The 19,106-nt window shown below is 62.4% G+C and carries 20 protein-coding genes; 10 read left to right on the forward strand and 10 right to left on the reverse strand.

The features are described 5' to 3' along the window. Positions 1–10 precede the first annotated feature (10 nt). Positions 11–805, forward strand: coding sequence for an enoyl-ACP reductase FabI (gene fabI, locus CAF90_RS26190; protein ID WP_007956947.1), 795 nt, complete (start codon positions 11–13; stop codon positions 803–805). A 45-nt stretch (positions 806–850) separates the two neighbouring features. Here the strand turns inward: fabI and CAF90_RS26195 are convergent, their stop codons facing one another. Beyond that, positions 851–1,714 carry a LysR family transcriptional regulator gene (locus CAF90_RS26195; protein WP_085608965.1) on the reverse strand — a complete coding sequence of 288 codons (864 nt, stop codon included), beginning with the start codon at positions 1,712–1,714 and terminating at the stop codon, positions 851–853. A 113-nt stretch (positions 1,715–1,827) separates the two neighbouring features. On the opposite strand from CAF90_RS26195, the gene CAF90_RS26200 reads away from it, so the two are divergent. Next, on the forward strand, positions 1,828–2,253 hold the full coding sequence (locus CAF90_RS26200; RefSeq protein WP_085608966.1) for a VOC family protein: 426 nt from the start codon (positions 1,828–1,830) through the stop codon (positions 2,251–2,253). A 98-nt stretch (positions 2,254–2,351) separates the two neighbouring features. Here CAF90_RS26200 and CAF90_RS26205 read toward each other — a convergent pair whose 3' ends face one another. The 6 genes from CAF90_RS26205 to CAF90_RS26230 all read right to left on the reverse strand — a co-directional run bounded on the left by CAF90_RS26205 (position 2,352) and on the right by CAF90_RS26230 (position 8,343). Then, entirely contained in the window at positions 2,352–3,317 is a 966-nt protein-coding gene (locus CAF90_RS26205) for a diguanylate cyclase (protein ID WP_085608967.1), read from the reverse strand. A gap of 61 nt (positions 3,318–3,378) precedes the next feature. Next, the gene (locus CAF90_RS26210) at positions 3,379–3,957 is read right to left on the reverse strand and encodes a hypothetical protein (RefSeq protein WP_085608968.1); all 579 of its coding nucleotides are present in this window, start codon (positions 3,955–3,957) and stop codon (positions 3,379–3,381) included. Between the two features lies 1 nt (position 3,958). Continuing rightward, positions 3,959–6,121 (reverse strand): xanthine dehydrogenase family protein molybdopterin-binding subunit, encoded by a 2,163-nt coding sequence (locus CAF90_RS26215; RefSeq protein ID WP_085608969.1) that lies wholly within the window; start codon positions 6,119–6,121, stop codon positions 3,959–3,961. Between the two features lie 17 nt (positions 6,122–6,138). Continuing rightward, the gene (locus CAF90_RS26220) at positions 6,139–6,594 is read right to left on the reverse strand and encodes a (2Fe-2S)-binding protein (RefSeq protein ID WP_007956954.1); all 456 of its coding nucleotides are present in this window, start codon (positions 6,592–6,594) and stop codon (positions 6,139–6,141) included. A 136-nt stretch (positions 6,595–6,730) separates the two neighbouring features. Then, positions 6,731–7,414 (reverse strand): type 1 glutamine amidotransferase domain-containing protein, encoded by a 684-nt coding sequence (locus CAF90_RS26225; RefSeq protein WP_085608970.1) that lies wholly within the window; start codon positions 7,412–7,414, stop codon positions 6,731–6,733. Next, positions 7,411–8,343, reverse strand: coding sequence for an acetoacetate decarboxylase (locus CAF90_RS26230; protein ID WP_085608971.1), 933 nt, complete (start codon positions 8,341–8,343; stop codon positions 7,411–7,413). The genes CAF90_RS26225 and CAF90_RS26230 overlap by 4 nt, the downstream gene beginning before the upstream one ends. A gap of 227 nt (positions 8,344–8,570) precedes the next feature. Here CAF90_RS26230 and CAF90_RS26235 point away from each other — a divergent pair, with 227 nt between their 5' ends. Further along, entirely contained in the window at positions 8,571–9,401 is an 831-nt protein-coding gene (locus CAF90_RS26235; protein WP_085608972.1) for an alpha/beta fold hydrolase, read from the forward strand. A gap of 35 nt (positions 9,402–9,436) precedes the next feature. Here the strand turns inward: CAF90_RS26235 and CAF90_RS26240 are convergent, their stop codons facing one another. Further along, a complete protein-coding gene (locus CAF90_RS26240) occupies positions 9,437–9,829 on the reverse strand; it encodes a GFA family protein (RefSeq protein WP_085608973.1) in 393 nt (130 codons plus the stop codon). A 109-nt stretch (positions 9,830–9,938) separates the two neighbouring features. Between CAF90_RS26240 and CAF90_RS26245 the strand changes: the two genes are divergently transcribed. Continuing rightward, positions 9,939–11,087 (forward strand): GGDEF domain-containing protein, encoded by a 1,149-nt coding sequence (locus tag CAF90_RS26245; protein WP_085608974.1) that lies wholly within the window; start codon positions 9,939–9,941, stop codon positions 11,085–11,087. 38 nt (positions 11,088–11,125) lie between these two features. After that, positions 11,126–11,797, forward strand: coding sequence for a bifunctional 2-polyprenyl-6-hydroxyphenol methylase/3-demethylubiquinol 3-O-methyltransferase UbiG (locus tag CAF90_RS26250; RefSeq protein WP_085608975.1), 672 nt, complete (start codon positions 11,126–11,128; stop codon positions 11,795–11,797). A 5-nt stretch (positions 11,798–11,802) separates the two neighbouring features. On the opposite strand, the gene CAF90_RS26255 is transcribed toward CAF90_RS26250, so the two are convergent. Together CAF90_RS26255 and CAF90_RS26260 are read right to left on the reverse strand one after the other, a co-directional pair. Continuing rightward, on the reverse strand, positions 11,803–12,957 hold the full coding sequence (locus CAF90_RS26255; RefSeq protein WP_085608976.1) for an NnrS family protein: 1,155 nt from the start codon (positions 12,955–12,957) through the stop codon (positions 11,803–11,805). Between the two features lie 2 nt (positions 12,958–12,959). Then, positions 12,960–13,208: a transmembrane sensor/regulator PpyR gene (locus CAF90_RS26260; RefSeq protein ID WP_085608977.1), complete on the reverse strand. Its 249-nt coding sequence runs from the start codon at positions 13,206–13,208 to the stop codon at positions 12,960–12,962. Between the two features lie 292 nt (positions 13,209–13,500). Here CAF90_RS26260 and CAF90_RS26265 point away from each other — a divergent pair, with 292 nt between their 5' ends. From CAF90_RS26265 to CAF90_RS26285, 5 genes are all read left to right on the forward strand, one after another. Further along, the gene (locus CAF90_RS26265; protein ID WP_085608978.1) at positions 13,501–14,025 is read left to right on the forward strand and encodes a sigma-70 family RNA polymerase sigma factor; all 525 of its coding nucleotides are present in this window, start codon (positions 13,501–13,503) and stop codon (positions 14,023–14,025) included. Positions 14,026–14,029: 4 nt separating this feature from the next. Continuing rightward, a complete protein-coding gene (locus CAF90_RS26270; protein WP_085608979.1) occupies positions 14,030–15,001 on the forward strand; it encodes a FecR domain-containing protein in 972 nt (323 codons plus the stop codon). Positions 15,002–15,082: 81 nt separating this feature from the next. Then, positions 15,083–17,521 carry a TonB-dependent siderophore receptor gene (locus CAF90_RS26275; protein ID WP_085608980.1) on the forward strand — a complete coding sequence of 813 codons (2,439 nt, stop codon included), beginning with the start codon at positions 15,083–15,085 and terminating at the stop codon, positions 17,519–17,521. Positions 17,522–17,614: 93 nt separating this feature from the next. Beyond that, the gene (locus CAF90_RS26280) at positions 17,615–18,118 is read left to right on the forward strand and encodes a VOC family protein (protein WP_085608981.1); all 504 of its coding nucleotides are present in this window, start codon (positions 17,615–17,617) and stop codon (positions 18,116–18,118) included. A gap of 35 nt (positions 18,119–18,153) precedes the next feature. Then, positions 18,154–18,987, forward strand: a complete 834-nt coding sequence (locus CAF90_RS26285; RefSeq protein ID WP_085609003.1) for an AraC family transcriptional regulator — start codon at positions 18,154–18,156, stop codon at positions 18,985–18,987. Positions 18,988–19,106 lie beyond the last annotated feature (119 nt).

The following is a 19,106-nucleotide window of genomic DNA, read 5'->3' on the forward strand; positions in this document are numbered from 1 at the left end:
GGAGCAACACATGGGTTTTCTCGCCGGTAAGCGCGTACTGATCGTCGGTGTCGCCAGCAAGCTGTCCATCGCATCCGGCATCGCTGCCGCCATGCATCGCGAGGGCGCTGAGCTTGCCTTCACTTATCAGAACGACAAACTGAAAGGTCGCGTAGAAGAGTTCGCACAGGGCTGGGGTTCGAGCCCTGAGCTGTGCTTCCCGTGCGACGTGGCCAGCGATGAAGAAATCGCCAAGGTCTTCGAAGAACTGAGCAAGAAGTGGGACGGCCTGGACTGCATCGTGCACTCCGTCGGCTTCGCCCCGGGCGACCAACTGGATGGCGACTTCACCGAAGCCACCACCCGTGACGGTTTCCGCATCGCTCACGACATCAGCGCCTACAGCTTCGTGGCTCTGGCCAAAGCTGGTCGCGAAATGATGAAAGGCCGCAACGGCAGCCTGCTGACCCTGTCGTACCTGGGCGCCGAGCGCACCATGCCTAACTACAACGTGATGGGCATGGCCAAGGCTTCGCTGGAAGCCGGCGTACGTTACCTGGCCGGTTCCCTGGGCCCGGACGGCACCCGCGTCAACTGCGTATCGGCCGGCCCGATCCGCACCCTGGCCGCTTCCGGCATCAAGAACTTCCGCAAGATGCTGGCCGCCAACGAAGCGCAAACCCCGCTGCGCCGCAACGTCACCATCGAAGAAGTCGGCAACGCCGGCGCCTTCCTGTGCTCCGACCTGGCGTCGGGCATCAGCGGTGAAATCATGTACGTGGACGGCGGCTTCAACACCACCGCCATGGGCAACATCGAAGAGTAATCTTCGCGTTGCCGATAAAAAGCCCGCCTGTTCAGGCGGGCTTTTTCATGCCTGCGATTCCAGGCAACGGGCGAACAACTGTTGAATCGGTTGAGAACGCTGGCTGTAACGCTGCAACACCACCATCTCCCGATAAAACGTCAGTTCTCCCAGTTCGATCACCCTCACCTTCAGCGGATGCTCCAGCCATAGCCCGGCCCTGGGCAACAACGAAACCCCGAGCCCGCACTCGACCATCTTCACGATCGCTTCGAGCTCATCCAGCTCAAGCGCTACCTGGACATCAATCCGCTGCTCGCGCAGAAACTGTGTCACCAACCGTCCACCAAACGAGTTGCGGTCATAACGCACGTGAGAATGCTCCGCCAGCAGTTGCAGCGGATCATCGCCCTCAACCTCCAGCGGCACGATCAACACGAACGGCTCGCGACGGATCACCTGCGCCGACAGCTCCTTGGGCAATTCGAACGGTGGCCTGATCATGATCGCCAGATCGACTTCCCCGGCATCCACCTGGCTCAACAGGTTCAGCGACACGCCGGGCACCAGTTTCGGTTCCACGCCCGGCGCCTGTTGCCGCAAGCGCAACAAGGCCTGAGGCAACAGCCCGGTCTGTGCGGTCGCCACGGCACCGATTTTCAGCTCACCGCGAAACTCGCCGACATCTTCGCTGATCGCCATGCGGCTGAAGGTGGCGAGCATTTCCTGCGCCATCGGCACTGCGCGCTGCCCGGCCGGATTAAGGATCGCCTGTCGCCCGGTGCGATCGAACAGACGCACGCCCAAGGCCTGCTCCAGATTGCGGATCTGCGCGCTGACCGCCGATTGCGTCAGGCCGATATGCAGACCGGCGGCGGCAAACGTGCCATGTCGCGCCACTGCCAGAAAGGTTTTCAGTTCACGTAGCATGGGCGCCTCGACTGATCGAAATAATTTGAGCTCGGCGCAAAAACTATCGTCTTTCAATCGAAAAGCACAGCGTTAGACTCAGTTCACCCCAACCGTTGATAGAGACCGCGCCTATGTCACTCAGCCCTTTCCACTTGGCCATTCCGGTGTACGACCTCGCCGCTGCCCGGCATTTTTACCGTGAAGTGTTCGGACTCGAGGAAGGTCGCTCCAGCGATCACTGGGTCGACTTCAATTTCTTCGGGCATCAACTGGTGATTCATCTGGCGCCGAAGAACGCGTCGCAGGAGGCGGCGCACACCAACACTGTGGACGGGCATGACGTGCCGGTGCCGCATTTTGGCGTGGTGCTGGGGATGGAGGAATGGCATGCACTGGCCGAGCGTTTGAAGTCACTGGACACGCGGTTTGTGATCGAGCCGGGAATCCGGTTTCAGGGACTGGTGGGCGAACAGGCGACGATGTTCTTGTTTGACCCGTGTGGCAATGCGCTGGAGTTCAAGGCGTTCAAGGATATCGGGCAGTTGTTTGCCAAGTGACTTGTGGTGCCTTCACTGGCGCCATCGCCAGCAGGCTGGCTCCCACAGGGAATGCATTTCAAATTGTGGGAGCCAGCCTGCTGGCGATAAGGCCAGAATTAACAGCGCTTCAAAGCCTGCTTGTGCGCATACATCGCCCCGTCCGCATCCGCCAGCAACTTGTCCACGGTGTCATGGCGCTGCGGGTTGTATTCGATCTGGCCGACGCTGAAGCGAATCGCGTAGCCCCGGTGCAACGTGGCATTGCGCTCTTCGAGGATTTCCTTGAGTCGCGCCATGATCGCCGTGGTTTCGACGTGGCTTGAGCCAGTCAGCAGCGCCACGAACTCATCGCCGCCCAGACGCCCGACCACATCGCTCTCGCGAAAGGCGATGCGCAGCACATCGGCGAAGTTCTTCAGCGCGCTGTCGCCCTCGGCATGACCGTAAAGATCGTTGATCTGCTTGAAGTCATTGAGGTCGAAAAACAGCAGCGTCGCCGGTTTTTCCAGGCGTGCGCAGGCATCCAGCGCGTGCTGGGCCAGCATCTTGAAGCCGCGACGGTTGGACAGCAGCGTCAGCTCGTCCATGCTCGCCATCTGCACGGCCATCAGTTCCTGCTCGGCCATGCCAGCCAGATCACGCAGCAAGGCGCGCTCTTCGTCGTCGAGTTCGCGGGGTTTGGTGTCGATCAGGCACAAGGTGCCCATCTTGTTGCCGTTGGGCACGGTCAGCGGATAACCGGCGTAGAAGCGGATGTTCGGGTCGCCGATCACCAGCGGATTATCGTGAAAGCGCTCGTCATCGCGGGCATCGCGCACCAGCAGCAGTTCGTCCTGGAGGATCGCATGGCCACAGAACGACGTATCCCGTGGGGTTTCGGTGGCGTCCAGGCCCACGCGAGATTTGAACCATTGGCGATCCTTGTCCACCAGCGTGACCAGTGCGATCGGCACGTTGAACAGACGCTTGGCCAGGCGCGTCAGCCGGTCGAAACGCTCCTCCGGTGCGGTGTCGAGCAGCTTCAGATCCTGCAGCGCTTGAATACGCACAGCTTCATTGGCGGGTTTGCCGGGTACCAGCATCACACACTCCTTTGTCGTCGATGCAGTTGAGCGTAGACCGAATCAGCAATGCCTCAACTTCTCATCCGCCGGCCACCGGACATGGCCCGCCTGCATCGGCCCACAGTTTGAACTGGGTCACGAAGATATCGTGCGGCACCGGCACCGGCGCGCGCCCGGCCCCGGGATTCCAGCCCCAGAGCACCAGTTTGTCTTCGTTGACGTGTTTGATCAGTGCGGCGAAGTCCCGGTCGCCGTTGCTGGCGCGGTCCTTGATCATCGCGCACAAACGATCTGGCGGCAGACCGATCCAGGCCATTTTGTGCGCGGCCGGCGGCAGGCTCCAGTGCGGCGCCCCAGGTGGCGCATGAGGGCCGTAACTGGCCGGCGGGTTGCTTTCGGCGTGGCAGGTGGCGCACGGCAAACCGGCCGCGCCCTTGCCGTCCATGCCGCGCACCACGCTCATGGCGTGGGGAATGCCGGCGTCGAACTGTAACGGTGAATCCCCGGGGATGTGACAGTTCTGGCAACGCGGGCTCTGGAAGACTTTCTGCACCGTGCCGAAGGCTTTCAAGGCTTCCTGATCGTCAGCGAACAGATCCGACGCATAACCGCCCAGCCCAAGCAGAATCACCGTGCCCAACAACAGATGTCGTTTCATCTCACACCCCCGACAATAGCAGCGGCAGTTCCCGCAGGCGCTGCCCCGTCAGGGCGAACACCGCGTTGGCCACCGCCGGCGCCGTGGGCGGCACGCCGGCCTCGCCGATGCCGCCGGGTTTGTCGGTGCTCGGCACGATATGCACCTCGACCACCGGCATTTCATTGAGGCGCAGCACTTGATAGTCGTGATAGTTGGACTGCACGACATGGCCGTCCTTGAGGGTCAGTTTGCTGTGCAGCGCCATGCCCAGGCCGAAGGTGATGCACGACTCCATCTGCGCCGCGATGCTTTGCGGGTTGACCGCAATCCCGCAGTCCACCGCGCAGACCACGCGATGCACGCGGATCGCCAGATTGTCCTGGGACACCTCCGCCACCTGCGCCACGTAACTGCCGAACGATTCGTGCACCGCCACGCCCAGCGCATGGCCGTCCGGCAGCGGGGCTTTCCAGTTGGCCTTCTCCACCGCCAGGTTCAACACGCCGAGATGCCGGGCGTGATCCTTGAGCAGCGTTCGTCGGTACTCCACCGGGTCCTTGCCCGCCGCCGTGGCCATTTCATCGATCAGCGACTCCATGACAAACGCGGTGTGGCTATGGCCCACCGAACGCAGCCAAAGCACGTTGATCCCGGTGGTCGGCGAGTGCAGATCGACCTGATGATGGGCCAGGCCCTTGATGTACGGGCTGTCCGAAACGCCTTCGACCGACGTCTGATCGACCCCGTTCTTGACCATGGTTTTCTCGAGCATGGTGCCGGCCATGATCGATTGCCCGACCAGCACATGCTGCCAGGCCAGCGGCATGCCGTCGGCGCCGAGGCCGATCTTCGCCTGATGCAGGAACATCGAGCGGTAGTAGCCACCGCGAATATCGTCTTCACGCGACCACACGGTTTTCACCGGCATCGCGGCAGCCTTGGCCACTTGCACCGCTTCGGCGACAAAGTCCGAAGTCGGGTTGGCCCGCCGGCCGAAACCGCCGCCGAGGAATTCGGTGTGGATCTCCACCTGCTCCGGCTTGAGCCCGGTGATCTTGCCGGCGACCATCTGATCCAGCGTCTGGAACTGGGTGCCGGTCCAGATCTCGCACTTGTCGGCGCTGATCTTCACCGTACAGTTGAGCGGTTCCATGGGCGCATGGGCCAGATACGGCACGCTGTATTCGACGTCGATTTTCTTCGCTGCCTTGCCGAAATTGCCCTTGGCATCCCCAGCCTGCGCCGCCGAAGTGCCCGGCGTGGCTGCCAGTTTGCGGAAACTCGCCAACAGCTTTTCACTGCTCAGATCAGCGTTCGGCCCCAGGTCCCAATCGACCTTCAGCGCATCGCGACCGAGCTTCGCCGCCCAGTAATGCTCGGCGACCACGGCTACACCGGTCGGCACCTGCACCACTTTGTGCACGCCGGGGATCGCCAGCGCTTCTGCGCCTTCGAAGGATTTCACCGTGGCGCCGAACGCCGGCGCCCTAGCGACCATCGCCGTCATCAGCCCGTCGAACTGCACGTCCATGCCGAATTTGGCGCGGCCGGTGATTTTCTCCGGGGTGTCGAGGCGTTTGGTGGGTTTGCCGATGACTTTCCAGTCCTTGGCTTCCTTGAAGGTGATCGACTTCGGATCCGGCACCGGCAGTTGCCCGGCGGCGTCCGCCAGTTCGCCGTAGGTGGCGCGGTTGTCGCCGGCAATCACCACGCCGGATTCGGTGCGAATTGTCGACGGCGCCACGTTGAAACGCTTGGCCGCCGCTTCGATCAGCATCTGCCGCGCCGTGGCACCGGCGAGGCGGTAACGATCGAACTCCATCCAGGTCGAGGTCGATCCGCCGGTAATCTGCATCCCGCCAAAACCGGGCATGCCGTAATCGGCTGCCGAGGCCGGCGAGTGTTCGACGCGGATCTTCGACCAGTCGGCGTCCAGCTCTTCGGCGATCAACATGGTCAGGCCGGTCCAGATGCCCTGGCCCATTTCCGAATGGCCGAGCAGCACGGTGACGCTGTTATCTGCCGCGATGCGCAGGAACGCGTTCGGCGCAAACACCTTGCCTTCGTTCTCGGCTGCCATGGCAAAGCGGTTGCCGCCGGGCACCACGAACGCCACCACCAGACCACCGCCAAGCACGGCGCTGCCCTTGAGAAATCCGCGACGGGATACAGGACTGTTCATCACTCACCTCCCCTCGCTCAGCCGATGTCGGCGGCACGCTTGACCGCCGCGCGGATTCTTGGGTACGTGCCGCAGCGGCAGATGTTGCCGGAGAGCGCCTGATCGATATCGCTGTCGGTGGGTTTGGGGATTTTCGCCAGCAACGCGGCGGCGGACATGATCTGCCCGGACTGGCAGTAACCGCATTGCACCACGTCCAGCTCGGCCCAGGCCTGCTGCACCGGGTGCGAACCATCGCTCGACAGACCTTCGATGGTGAGGATTTTCTGGCCATGGGCGACAGCCGTGGCCGGGGTGATACACGAACGCAGCGGTGCGCCATCGACGTGCACGGTGCAGGCACCGCACTGGGCCATGCCGCAACCGAATTTGGTACCGGTCAGGTGCGCGACATCGCGCAGGACCCAGAGCAACGGCATGTCCGCGGGGACATCGAGCTCCTGATCCTTGCCATTGATGTTCAAGGTCAGCATCGGGGACTTCCTCAGACTCACGGTGTTCTGAAGGGCGCTGCTACGGCTCTCGATGGCCGCGCGCGCCTCGGCTTATCCCTTTCAGCTAAGCGCATTTTGACCCGACGACCAGCCGCTGCGACCACCGGTCATGGATCTACAGCATCGCGGCAACACGTTGCGCCGTGGCCTTGGCCGATTGTGGGTTCTGCCCGGTCACCAGTTTGCCGTCGGTCACCACATTCGACGTGAACGGCAGAAACGCCTTTTCGTAGCGTGCCCCGCGATCCTTCATCTGTTGCTCCGAGTCGTACGGTACTTTTTTCGCGACACCGGCCAGCACTTCTTCCATCCACGAATAACCGGTGACCTTGCGCCCCGCCACCAGCAGGCTGCCGTCCGATAGCCGCGTGTTGAGCAACCCGCAATAACCATGGCAGACCGACGAAACGATCCCGCCGCGCTCGAAGATCTCCCGGGTCAGCCGTTGCAGGCCGGGGTCATCGGGAAAGTCCCACATCACCGCGTGCCCGCCGGTGAAGTAGATGGCGTCGAAATCCGCGCTGTCGATCTGCTCCGGGCTGGCGGTGTTCGCCAGCAGCGCCATGCTCGCCGGATCGTTCAGCCAGTCCTTCGCCGAGCGGTCGAGCATCGGCCACTTCAGCGCCCGTGGCTCCAACGGACTTTGCCCGCCCTTTGGGCTGACAAGTTGCTGCTCAAAGCCTTTTCCCGCGAACACCTGCCAGGCATGGGTCAACTCCCCCAGCCACAGCCCGGTGGGTTCGGTCGGATCGGCATAGTGGGCGACATTGGTCACGATATGCAGGATACGACGGGTCATTTGGCAGCCTCTCTCTGGGTAACACCGGCCTGACCGAACGCCGTCAGCGGCACCGGCAGGTTCAGCACGATCTGCGCGTCCTTGATCACGTCCAGCCGCAGGATCCGCGTAGCCCCGAGGCCATCGAGCAACTGGCTCAGCGGGCCGCCGTTGCGATCCAGCTGCACATCGCGCGGAAACAGGCGTTGGGCAAAGGATAGTGTGTTGCTCTGCACCACGCTCTGGTGCCACAGGCCATCGACCTGATGAATCATGGTGGCGGTGCTCATGCGCGATTGCGGCGTGACGTTCTTCAGGGTCGGCAGCGGCGCTTTCAGCACCAGGTCCGGCAAGCCCTTGGGCCCGTCGATGCGGGCGCTGACGCTGGTGCCGATGTTCACGTTGATGTCGGCGCGCCACTTGGGCAATTGATAGCCGTGCACGCCGCGCACCCGGGCGATTTCGGTGTTCACCGGCAGCGCCAGCACATGGGCGGTGAAACTGCGTCGGCGCATGGCGTCCATCAGTTCTCGCGCGTGGGAGCCACGGGCGCCGGGGCGACGCACGACAATCGCCACGGAGACTTCGTCGTACGGGTCGTTGTCGCAAACCGAATAGGAGAAAAACGTCAGCGCCACCAGGCCGTAGCCGGGAAACGCCCGCAGCGGTTCAAGCGGCGCAGGCAAGGTGGCGCGCAGTCGGTCCAGCGGCGCCAGGAACAGCAACTGCACGCTGCCGGAACGGTAATAGAAGTTCGGCGCCCAGGTCGGCCCGACTCTCGACGCGACCTGCTGCTTGGGAATGCGCCGGAAGAAGTCGATGTTGCCGGCTGCCTTGTCCCGGGCCACTTCGTCGAGGTTGGGGTTCATCCGGAATCGGTCGTAGTAGCCGCCCTCCAGCACTTCGACCTTGTGCGTTCCGAATTCCACCTTCGTAAAGCGCTTGTTCATGTTCGCTGACCTTCTCGCTGATTGACCCGGCGGATGGCCGGTGAGCAAGACTCTAAGGTTCAACCAAACTTTAAGGTCAAGCGTACAACGGCTATGGCCCATCATTCACGCCAGCGATGACCGTTCGGAACTTGCTTGACCTTGAAGTGCACTTCAATCCTAGAGTTGATAACGCTTGTCATCACTCCCTTCGGGGTCACGTTCCGCATTTTCCAGGAGTCGCGAACATGGGATATGTCACAACGAAAGACGGCGTCGAAATCTTCTATAAGGACTGGGGCCCGAAAGACGCCCCGGTGATTCACTTCCACCACGGCTGGCCGCTCAGCGCGGACGACTGGGATGCACAGATGCTGTTCTTCCTCGCCCAGGGCTTCCGGGTCGTGGCCCATGATCGACGGGGGCACGGGCGTTCGAGCCAGGTCTGGGACGGCCACGACATGGATCATTACGCCGACGATGTGGCGGCGGTGGTCAACCATCTGGGGACGCAGAAAGCCGTGCATGTCGGTCACTCCACCGGTGGCGGCGAGGTGATTCACTACATCGCCCGGCATGGCGAGGATCGGGTCTCCAAAGCCGCGATCATCAGCGCCGTGCCACCGTTGATGGTGAAAACCGACAGCAGCCCCGGCGGTTTGCCGAAATCGGTGTTCGACGATCTTCAGGCGCAACTGGCGGCCAATCGCTCGCAGTTCTATCACGATGTGCCGGCCGGCCCGTTCTACGGCTACAACCGGCCCGGGGCCAAGCCTTCGGAAGCGGTGGTTCTGAACTGGTGGCGCCAGGGCATGATGGGCGGCGCCAAGGCCCACTACGACGGCATCGTCGCCTTCTCGCAGACCGACTTCACCGCCGACCTGAAAAGCATCTCGATCCCGGTGCTGGTGATGCACGGCGATGATGACCAGATCGTGCCCTATGAAAACGCCGGCGTGCTGTCGGCGAAGCTGCTGAAAAACAGCACGCTGAAGATTTATCCGGGCTTCCCCCACGGGATGCCGACCACCGAGGCGCCGACGATCAACGCAGATCTGCTGGCGTTCATTCGCGGCTGATATTAGTCGGGGTCAGGTGTCCTGCCTGACCCCGGCTATTCTTCGGTTCTCCCCGTTCCCTCGCGATCACGTACGTAGTGCCGGACCAAAGGAAAGGCCGGCAGCCACGACTCCCGACGCACCGTCCACAGCTCATAGGTGGGCTGAAATTGATCCGGTGTATCCAGCGCCCCTAGGTTGACCTCGACTTCATCGCCACTGCGGCCAAACACCGACGAGCCACAGCGCGGACAGAAATGTCGCCCCGCATAGTCATGGGTCTTGCCGGTAATCGTCACCACGTCCTCGGGAAAGATCGCCGACGCGGCAAACAGCGCGCCATGGTGTTTGCGGCAATCCAGACAGTGGCAAACGCCAACCCTGTAGGGTCGCCCTGACGCCTCGATCCGCACCTCGCCGCACAGACAACCGCCGGTCAATCGGTCCATGGGACACCTCGTCTGAAAATGGAATATCCGGTGAGTGAAAATAGCAGCCCACTGGGGGAACGCTTACAATCGTGGCCCATTAATACTATTCAGGCAGAACCGTTCTTTCATGGCGCTCGATCCTCTCACGATGCTCACCATTTCCACCGCCCTGGCCGCGGCGGCCGCCCTGTATCTGGCGGTCGAATGGCGCAGCATCCGCGAACCTTCCCTGCTGTTCTGGAGCGCCGGTTTCGCCACCATCACCGTCGGCTCGAGCCTGGCCCTGTTGCGCGCCAATGGCTATCCGCTGATCGGCATCTGGTTCGCCAACGGCTTGCTGGTAGTTGCGCACTGGCTGTTTCTGCTGGGGGTCGCGCGATTTACCCAGCAGCGGTTGTCGCGGGCCTGGTACTTGATGTTCCTGCTCTGGCTGGCGTTGCTGCTGCTACCGGAAGATCCGTCGTGGTCGAAGATCATGCTGATGGCCAACTCGCTGCTGGTGGCCGCGTTGATGCTGCGGGCCAGCCTGTTGCTGCGCCCTCACGGCAAATCGTTGAGCGTCGGCGCGGTGCAGTTGCGTTACGTGCTGCTGATCCACGGCGCGTTCTATTTCACCAAGGCGATCATCGCGGTGATTCCCGGCACGCTGATCGATCTGGCGTCGCTGCGCGGCGAAATCATTCAGGTTTCCCTGGTCGAAGGCGCGATGGCGATCATGCTGATCGCGCTGTCAATGACCGGCACCGAGCGCTATCGCCGGGAAAAACAGATCGCCGAACTCGCCGCCCGGGACCCGCTGACCGCGCTGTACAACCGTCGCGCCCTGGAAGTCCGCGCACCGCGCCTGCTCGATGAAGTCTCCAGCGCCCGGCCCGGCGCCCTGCTGCTGATCGACATCGACAACTTCAAACTGATCAACGACCTGTACGGCCACACCGCCGGCGACCGGTTGCTCATCGCCCTCAGCGAAATTATCCGCGCGGTGCTGCCCAACGGCGCGCTGGCGGCACGGCTGGGCGGTGACGAATTCGTGATGCTGCTGGGCGATGCGTCCCACGCTCAGATCATGGTGCTGGGCAGTGCGCTGCGTGAGCAGTTTCAGCAGATGACTTCCCAGACCTATACCACTCCGCAAGCGGTCACCCTGAGCATCGGCGCCAAGGTGTTCGATCAGCCGCCGGCCAGCCTCGCGGCGTTGATCGAACAGGGCGACAGCGCGCTCTACGAATCCAAGCGCGGCGGTCGCAACCGGATTCAACTGGCCGACTACACCTGACCTATCCTTGCCTGCAACCCGCGATCCCGGAGTCCGTCATGTCCTCGCCTGAATCCACCCTCCTCCAGAGCTGGCACCACAACGCCCGGGCCTGGACCGAAGCCGTGCGCAGCGGCGCCATCGAGAGCCGCCGGCAGGTCACCGATCAGGCCATTCTGCTGGCGGTGATGGGGCGTCAGCCGGAGCGCGTGCTCGATCTGGGATGCGGCGAAGGCTGGCTGTTGCGGGCACTGGCCGAGCGAGGATTCGAGATAGTCGGCGTGGACGGCGATGCGACGCTGGTCGGGGCCGCGCGGGTGGCCGGTTCATCGCCCGTGCATGTCGCCAGTTACGAAGATTTGGTTGAGGCGCAGGTCGACATTGGCCGCGACTACGATCTGATCTGCGCCAATTTTTCCCTGCTGCATCAGGACATCATTCCGCTGCTCGCGGCGATGAATGCCCTGCTCGTACCGGGCGGTGCGCTGGTGATCCAGACGCTGCATCCGTGGTCCGTAGCCGCCGGTGATTATCAGGATGGCTGGCGGGAAGAAACCTTCGACGGATTCCAGGGCGAGTGGTCGCCGATGCCATGGTATTTCCGCACCCTGTCCAGCTGGCTGAATGCGCTGGACATGGCCGGCCTGCAGTTGACCGGCCTGCGCGAACCGCAGCATCCGCAAAGCCCGGTGCCGCAGTCGTTGTTGATGATTGCCGAGCGTCGCGCTTAAAACGCTTAGAGCCTCGGCTGAAGCAGAATCCCGGTGTAATGCCGCAAAAACAGCGCGAACCCCGCGCACCAGAGCACCACCGACAGCCCCAGCCCCAGACTGGAAAACGGCACCAGCAACACCCGGCAACCCGCCGCAATCAGCACCAGCGCAAAGCCCAGCACCATGCCTTTCGAGGGCTGCAACAACCGGCCGGTGTGACCGAGACTGACCCGCGCAATCATCGCCAGAATCAACCCGCCCACCCCGCCGACCGCCAGTGCATGGGTCGCCAGGCTTTGCTGGCCGATCAAGCCCAGATGCCACAGCGACATGGCCCAGGTTGCCAGCGCCATCCAGCCGTAAGCCAGGTACAGCGACCACAGCAGCGGCACCCGCCACATCCCGCGATCATGCCAGCGGATAAGCCGCATCAACTGCAAACTGCCGGTCAGCACAAACAGGCCCGCCAGCCATAGCCGGGGTGAATCATTGAGGCCTGCCGCAAAAGTGACAGCGGTCAGCAGGCTTCCGATCAACAGCAAACGGGTTGGCCGTGGATTGGCGGCCGGCGCCGGTGGACGGTTCAAGCCGCGCTGAATAAAGAACGGAATCACCCGCCCGCCAATCACGGTCATCAGCGCCGCCATCAGCCACAACGCGCCCAACACACCCTGGCGTTGCAGGCCAACGTCGTCGTTGTACAGGCCAATCAAAGTCAGCGCCTGACAACCCGCCATCAACCCAAGTACCAGCACAATCGGGTAGTTATCGCGTTTGCGCGCTGCGACCAGATCCCGTCCCAGCATCACTGCCAGCAGCGGTAGAAACCCCCATTGCAGCGCCAGAATCAGTCCGGTCGGCAACGGCAGCCACCAGGCCCCACGCCCGAGCAGCCAGACCGACACCAACGCGATCAGCGCCCCGCCGCGCACGCCGGGAATGCCGGTCCAGTTGGGCACCGCCGTCAGCAGAAACCCGGCAACGATCGCCGCCGCGAAACCGAAGGGCATTTCATGCCGATGCCAGGCGAGCATGCCGCCCGCCGGTTGCAGATCGAACCAATGGCCGTAAAGCCACAGGCCCCAGATCAAAATCGCCAGCGCGGCGAATCCGGCCCCGGCCAGAAACAACGGCCGGAAGCCCAGGCTGAACAGCGGTGCATCGGCGAGTCTGCGCATGGTCAAGCCACCACGGCGGCGTGATGCTGGCCCAGCCGATATTGAGACAGAAGCCGCATCACGTAGCCGATTTTCAGCAGGGTCGGGCCGATGATGGTCATCGCATGCATCGCTACCAACAGCGCAATCGGCATGTGGCCCTGATACAGATAAGCGCCGTAGATCCCGGCCAGCAGCATCATCAGACCGGCGACGAGGATCTTGCTCGACAGGTGCAGAACGTTCAGCGGACTTTCGAAGAAAGCGAACATGGTGGCGTACTCCTGATCGGTTCAGTGGGTACGCTGGATGTATCAACTCTCGTGCCAGATTTTTAACCCAACAGAATCAGCAGTTTGAGAATGACGTAGTCAATCAGACCTCACACCGAATTAGTCATAACGACTAACCAAGAAGTCAAACAGACTACAAATCAGCTTCCACACCCGGCAACCCTCCCAAAAGCAAACCAATATCATTTGCGCAGCTTCGACCCATTTGCTTTAATCGCGACCCATTCTTATTTGGACCGCTGACAACGGTCGCCCTGGACGCTTGCTCAGAATGACGGTCGCCGACACCTCTCTCGTGCAAAACCTCTACGTCAGCCATCACCGCTGGCTGCACGAGCTATTGCGTCGACGGCTGAGCAACGCGATAGATGCTGCCGATCTGGCCCATGACACGTTTATCCGCGTGCTCAAGCGTCCGCAGGCGTTCAACGGCGAAGTCCACGAGCGCTCGCACCTGGCAACCATCGCCCGCGGTCTGTGCGTCGATCACTGGCGCCGCCGTCAACTGGAACAGACCTGGCTGGAAACCCTGGCCAACCGCCCGCCGGCCCTGCAACCGTCGCCGGAACAACAGGCGATCATCGTCGAGACCCTGCACGAAGTGGACGCCATGCTCGCGCGCCTGCCGCAACGGGTCAGCGAGGCGTTCATCCTCGCGCAACTGCACGACATGCCTTACCGGCTGATCGCCGAACAGATCGGCGTCAGCGAGCGAATGATCAAGAAATACCTGGCCCAGGCGATGATGCATTGCGCGATCCTCGAGGCCGAACTCGACGGTCTGTTGATTGAGTAAGGTCATGAACCGACTCAGTCACGCCAGCCTCGAACAGGCCGCGCAGTGGTACGTGCAACTGCACGACGAACACGTCGCCGACCACGAACGCCAGCGCTGGCAAGCCTGGCTGGCGCAAAGTGCCGAGCATCAGGAAGCGTGGCGCTACGTGGAACGGGTCGGCCAGCGTTTCGCGCCGTTGCAGGGCGAGAACGAGGCCCATGCCGTCAGCCACACTTTGCGCAGCAGCCCGCGCGCCTCGATCAGCCGTCGTCAGTCGCTCAAGGGTTTGCTGATACTTGCGGCCACCGGCCTCAGCGGCTGGGCCGCATGGCGCGGCACGCCGTTGCCGGGCACCTTCGAACGCCTGAGCGCCGACCTGTCCACCGGCACCGGGGAGACCCGCGAAACCACGCTCGCCGACGGCAGCCGGATCTGGCTCAACGCCCTCAGTGCCCTCAACGTTCGTTTCGATGCCACGCAACGGCGGCTGCAATTGCGCGCCGGTGAAGTGCTGATCGACACCGCGAAAGATCCGGGCCGCGCGTTTCTGGTGGACACCGTGCATGGCCGGATGCGCGCCCTCGGCACGCGATTCAGCGTGCGTCACGACTATCAGCAAACCGTGCTCAACGTGTTCGAAGGTGCGGTGGAAGTGCGCAATCACAACGATCAGATCGAAGTGGTGCAGGCCGGTCGGCAACTGGCGTTCAACGCTGAGCAACTGCACGCCACAACCCCGGCCAGTCCATCCCGCGAAGCCTGGCGTCAGGGCTTGCTGCTGGCGGACAACCTGCCGCTGGGCGACCTGATCGAAGAACTCAGCCGCTATCGACCGGGGCATCTGCATTGCGATCCGGGCGTTGCGCGGTTGCCGGTGATGGGGTCGTTCCCGCTCAAGGACACCGATCAGGCGCTGCGATTGCTCGAGGCGGCGTTGCCGATCCGTGTCGACAAGGCATTGAGCTGGTGGGTCAACGTCGGGCCCAGAGGCTGATTATTTTTCATTTCACGGTTCCCTTTTGGCCGTCTCGTCCGGTTGATCCTCAGTAGCCCCTCTTCTGTCTCCGGGAACTCCATGCTGCGATCCACGCTTGCCCGCACCCGTTTCACCCTGGCCCTGGCGTGCGCCACGCCGGGGCTGTGCGCGCCGAATGCCGTGGCCGACGCCCTGCGCGCAGCAACCCATCGCTACAACATCGCGCCCGGTCCATTGGTCAGCGTCCTCAACCGTTTTGCCGAGCAAAGTGGTGTGTTTCTCGCCGGCCACAACGACCTCGCCGCCGACAAGCGCAGCCCCGGCCTGACTGGCGACTTCACCGAACAACAAGCCCTGCAACGCCTGTTGCAAGGCAGCGGGCTGCAAGCCCAAGCGCAGAGCGCAGGTGGGTACGTGCTGCGGTCCGGGCAAGATCCATTGGAACTCGACACCACCACGGTCTCCGGCCGACAGCTCGGCGCCATCACCGAAGACACCGGCGCCTACACCACCGGCTCGACCGCATCGGCCACCGGCCTGCCGCTATCTCTGCGCGAAACCCCGCAGTCGGTCACCGTCATCACCCGCCAACAACTCGACGATCAGGGCGCTACCGGCATCGCCGACATCCTGCGCCGCGCCCCCGGCATCAGCGTGCAGAACTACGACAGCGAGCGCTGGGAGTTCTCCGCCCGGGGCGCGCCGATCACCAACTTCCAATACGACGGGGTCAACACCGACTACGACGGCGTCTACGATTACGGCACCACCAGCACCGACATGGCGCCCTACGACCGGGTCGAAATCATCAAGGGCGCCACCGGGTTGATGACCGGATCCGGCGACCCTTCGGCTACGGTCAACCTGATCCGCAAACGTCCGACCCCGGCATTCAAGGCCTCGCTCAGCGGCACCGTCGGCTCATGGGACAACTACCGCAGCGAAGCCGATATCGCCGGGCCGCTGACCGACAGCGGCAACCTGCGCGGGCGCTTCGTCGGCGTCCATCAACAGCGCAGCGCCCACGCCGACCATTATCAAAACACCCGGGACATCGCCTACGGCATCCTCGAAGCCGACCTCACTCCGGACACCCTGCTGACCGTCGGTTTCGATCAGCAGAACACCCGCTCGCGCGGCGCCAGCTGGACCGGTTTCCCGATGTTCTACAGCGACGGTTCACGGACCAATTTCTCGCGCTCGTTCAACCCGGCCACCGACTGGAGCCGCCGCGATTTCACCAACCAGACGCTGTTCGCTTCCCTCAACCGGCAACTGGCCAACGACTGGACGCTGAAGTTCAGCTACGACCGCAAACACCGCCAGCACGACACCCTGCTCGGCTCCGCCAGCGGCGGCAATCCCGACCCGGTCAGCGGCGACGGCATGTTCCTGTACATGGGCAAATTCAAGGGCGACGAAGTTCAGGACAACATCGACCTCAACCTCAGCGGCCCCTTCAGCCTGCTCGGCCGCGAGCACCAGTTGATCGCCGGTTTCATGTCGATGAACACCCGCCAGGACATCCCGGTCTACGGCTCGGTCTACCCGGCACTGAACGGCAGCATCTTCGACTGGCGCGGCGAGTATCCCAAACCGGACATCCCGCAAGTCGGCCGTGATCACATCGAACAACGACAGACCGGCGCCTACCTCGCCACCCGCCTCAAACCCACCGACGATCTGGCGCTGATTCTCGGCGGCCGGGTCAGCGATTTCACCGCCAGCGACCATCTCGATTACAGCGACCCGAACACCCCGGATGTGCGCGACGGCTACCGCCAGACAGGCGTCGTCACACCCTACGCCGGCGTGGTCTACGACCTCGACGAAACCTGGTCTTTGTACTCCAGCTACACCCGCATCTATCAGCCGCAAACCAGCAAGGACGCCTCGCGCCACGTGCTCGACCCGGTGCAGGGCAACAGCCTGGAAGCGGGAGTGAAAGCCGGGTTCTTCGACGGTCGACTCAACGCCAGTTTCGCGGTGTTCCGCATCGAGCAGGACAACATCGCCGAATACGTCAGCGGCTTCGACAGCCAGTCCGTCTACCGCGCCGTGCAGGGCGCAACCACCCAAGGCTTCGAGTTCGAACTGGCCGGCGAACTGCGCGAAGGCTGGAACCTCTCCGCCGGTTACGCCTTCAACCACACCCGCGACGCCAATGGCGATCCGGTCTACGGCGCAATCCTGCAAACCACCGCGCCCGAACAGATCGTGCGGGTATTCAGCAGCTATCGCCTGCCGGGCATCCTGCAAAACCTCACCGTGGGCGGCGGCGTGAGCTGGCAAAGCGAATTCTTCGGCAACGTGTTCCAGCCCGACCCGACAGGCAGCGGCCGTAACGTGCGTATCACCCAGGGCAGCTACTACCTGATGGACGCCATGGCCCGCTACCGTTTCAACCAACACCTGAGCACCACGCTCAATATCAAGAACCTGCTCGACAAGACCTACTACACCGGCCTCGGCAACTTCGGCACAGGGTTCTATGGCGAACCGCGCAGCATGCAACTGACCACCCGCTGGGATTTCTGAGATTCGCCAACTTGTCGATCTACGGCAGCACCGCTCGACTACAGACTGACTACGCTGTTATCCAGCGTGTCTAACCTGCCGAGGATGACTGCCATGCAACGCTTTCAAAAGCTGACACCGTGCCTGTGGTTCGACGATCAGGCCGAAGCTGCAGCGAAGTTCTACTGCTCGATCTTCGATCACTCGAAAATCACCGCCCTCACCCACTACAGCAAGGTCGGTCAGGAATTCCACGGGCGCCCGGAAGGCTCGGTGATGACCGTCAGCTTCGAACTCGACGGCCACACCTTCACCGGACTCAATGGCGGGCCGGTGTTCAATTTCAATGAGGCGATTTCGTTTCAGGTCAATTGCCAGAACCAGGAAGAAGTCGACCATTTCTGGGGCAACCTCAGCTCGGGCGGGCCAGTGGAAGCGCAGCAATGCGGCTGGCTCAAGGACAAGTTCGGCGTGTCGTGGCAGATCGTGCCGGTGGCCTTCATGCACATGATGACCGACCCCGACCAGACCAAGGTCCAACGGGCGATGCAGGCCATGTTCGGGATGAAAAAACTCGACATCGCCGAACTCGAGCGAGCCTTCGCCGGCCAGAGCTAATACACTCGGGCACTGGCCTGCCGAGAACCACAATGATGAAACACGCTGCCGCCAAGAACCCCGAACAAGCCCCGCGCTTCTGGCGCGACGACGCCCTGCCCTTCATCGAGGCGCGGGCCATCGCCGATGGCCGCGAGGTCTGCTATTCACGGCACTCCCACGCGCATTTCTCCATCGGCGCGATCACCGCCGGGCGCAGCACTTACGTGCATGAGCAATCCTCGTTCGAAGTGGCGGCCGGCACCGTGGTGCTGATGAACCCGGGGGACGTACACGCGTGCAACCCGATCGATGATCAGCCGTGGTCGTATTTGATGTTGTATGTGGAAACGCCGTGGCTGACAGATTTGCAGCATCAGCTGGGGTTCAGTGCGGAGCTTGAGTTTCGGCGGTTTTCCGATACCCATTTGAATGACGCCCGCCTGTTTCACGACTTGAATGCGTTGTACGCAGTGTTGGTCGACGAGCAGCAAGACGTCCTTTGCAAACAGAGCGCTGCGGTGGAGTTTTTCAGCGACCTGCAACTGCGCCTGAACCCTATCGAACAATCTGTACGAGAGCCGAACTTCAAACTCGAACGCGCCGCCGACTTCATTCGCCAGCATTGCACCGACCTGCTCAGCCTCGACGACATTTGCGCCGCCGCCGAGTTGTCACCGTCCTATTTGATCCGCGCCTTCAAACAACACTTCGGCATGACGCCCCATGCGTTTTTGGTCAACCAGCGCATTCAGTTTGCCCGAGAGTGTCTGCGGCGCGGGCAGTTGATTGCGGATGTGGCACTGGAAGCCGGCTTTGCCGATCAGGCGCATTTTCAGCGGGCGTTCAAGCAGCATCTGGCGGCTACGCCGGGGCAGTATCGGGGGTAAAAGCAAAAACGGCCTGCAATGGGCCGTTTCGGTTTAATTCTACATACCCGGAAAGATATACATATTTATCGCCAACAGTGCTTCAGGCCTTTAAAAACAGCCACCCCTCTCATTCACGC

This window comes from Pseudomonas sp. B37(2017), from assembly GCF_002112885.1.
GTDB classification, from domain to species: Bacteria; Pseudomonadota; Gammaproteobacteria; order Pseudomonadales; family Pseudomonadaceae; genus Aquipseudomonas; species Aquipseudomonas paraglycinae.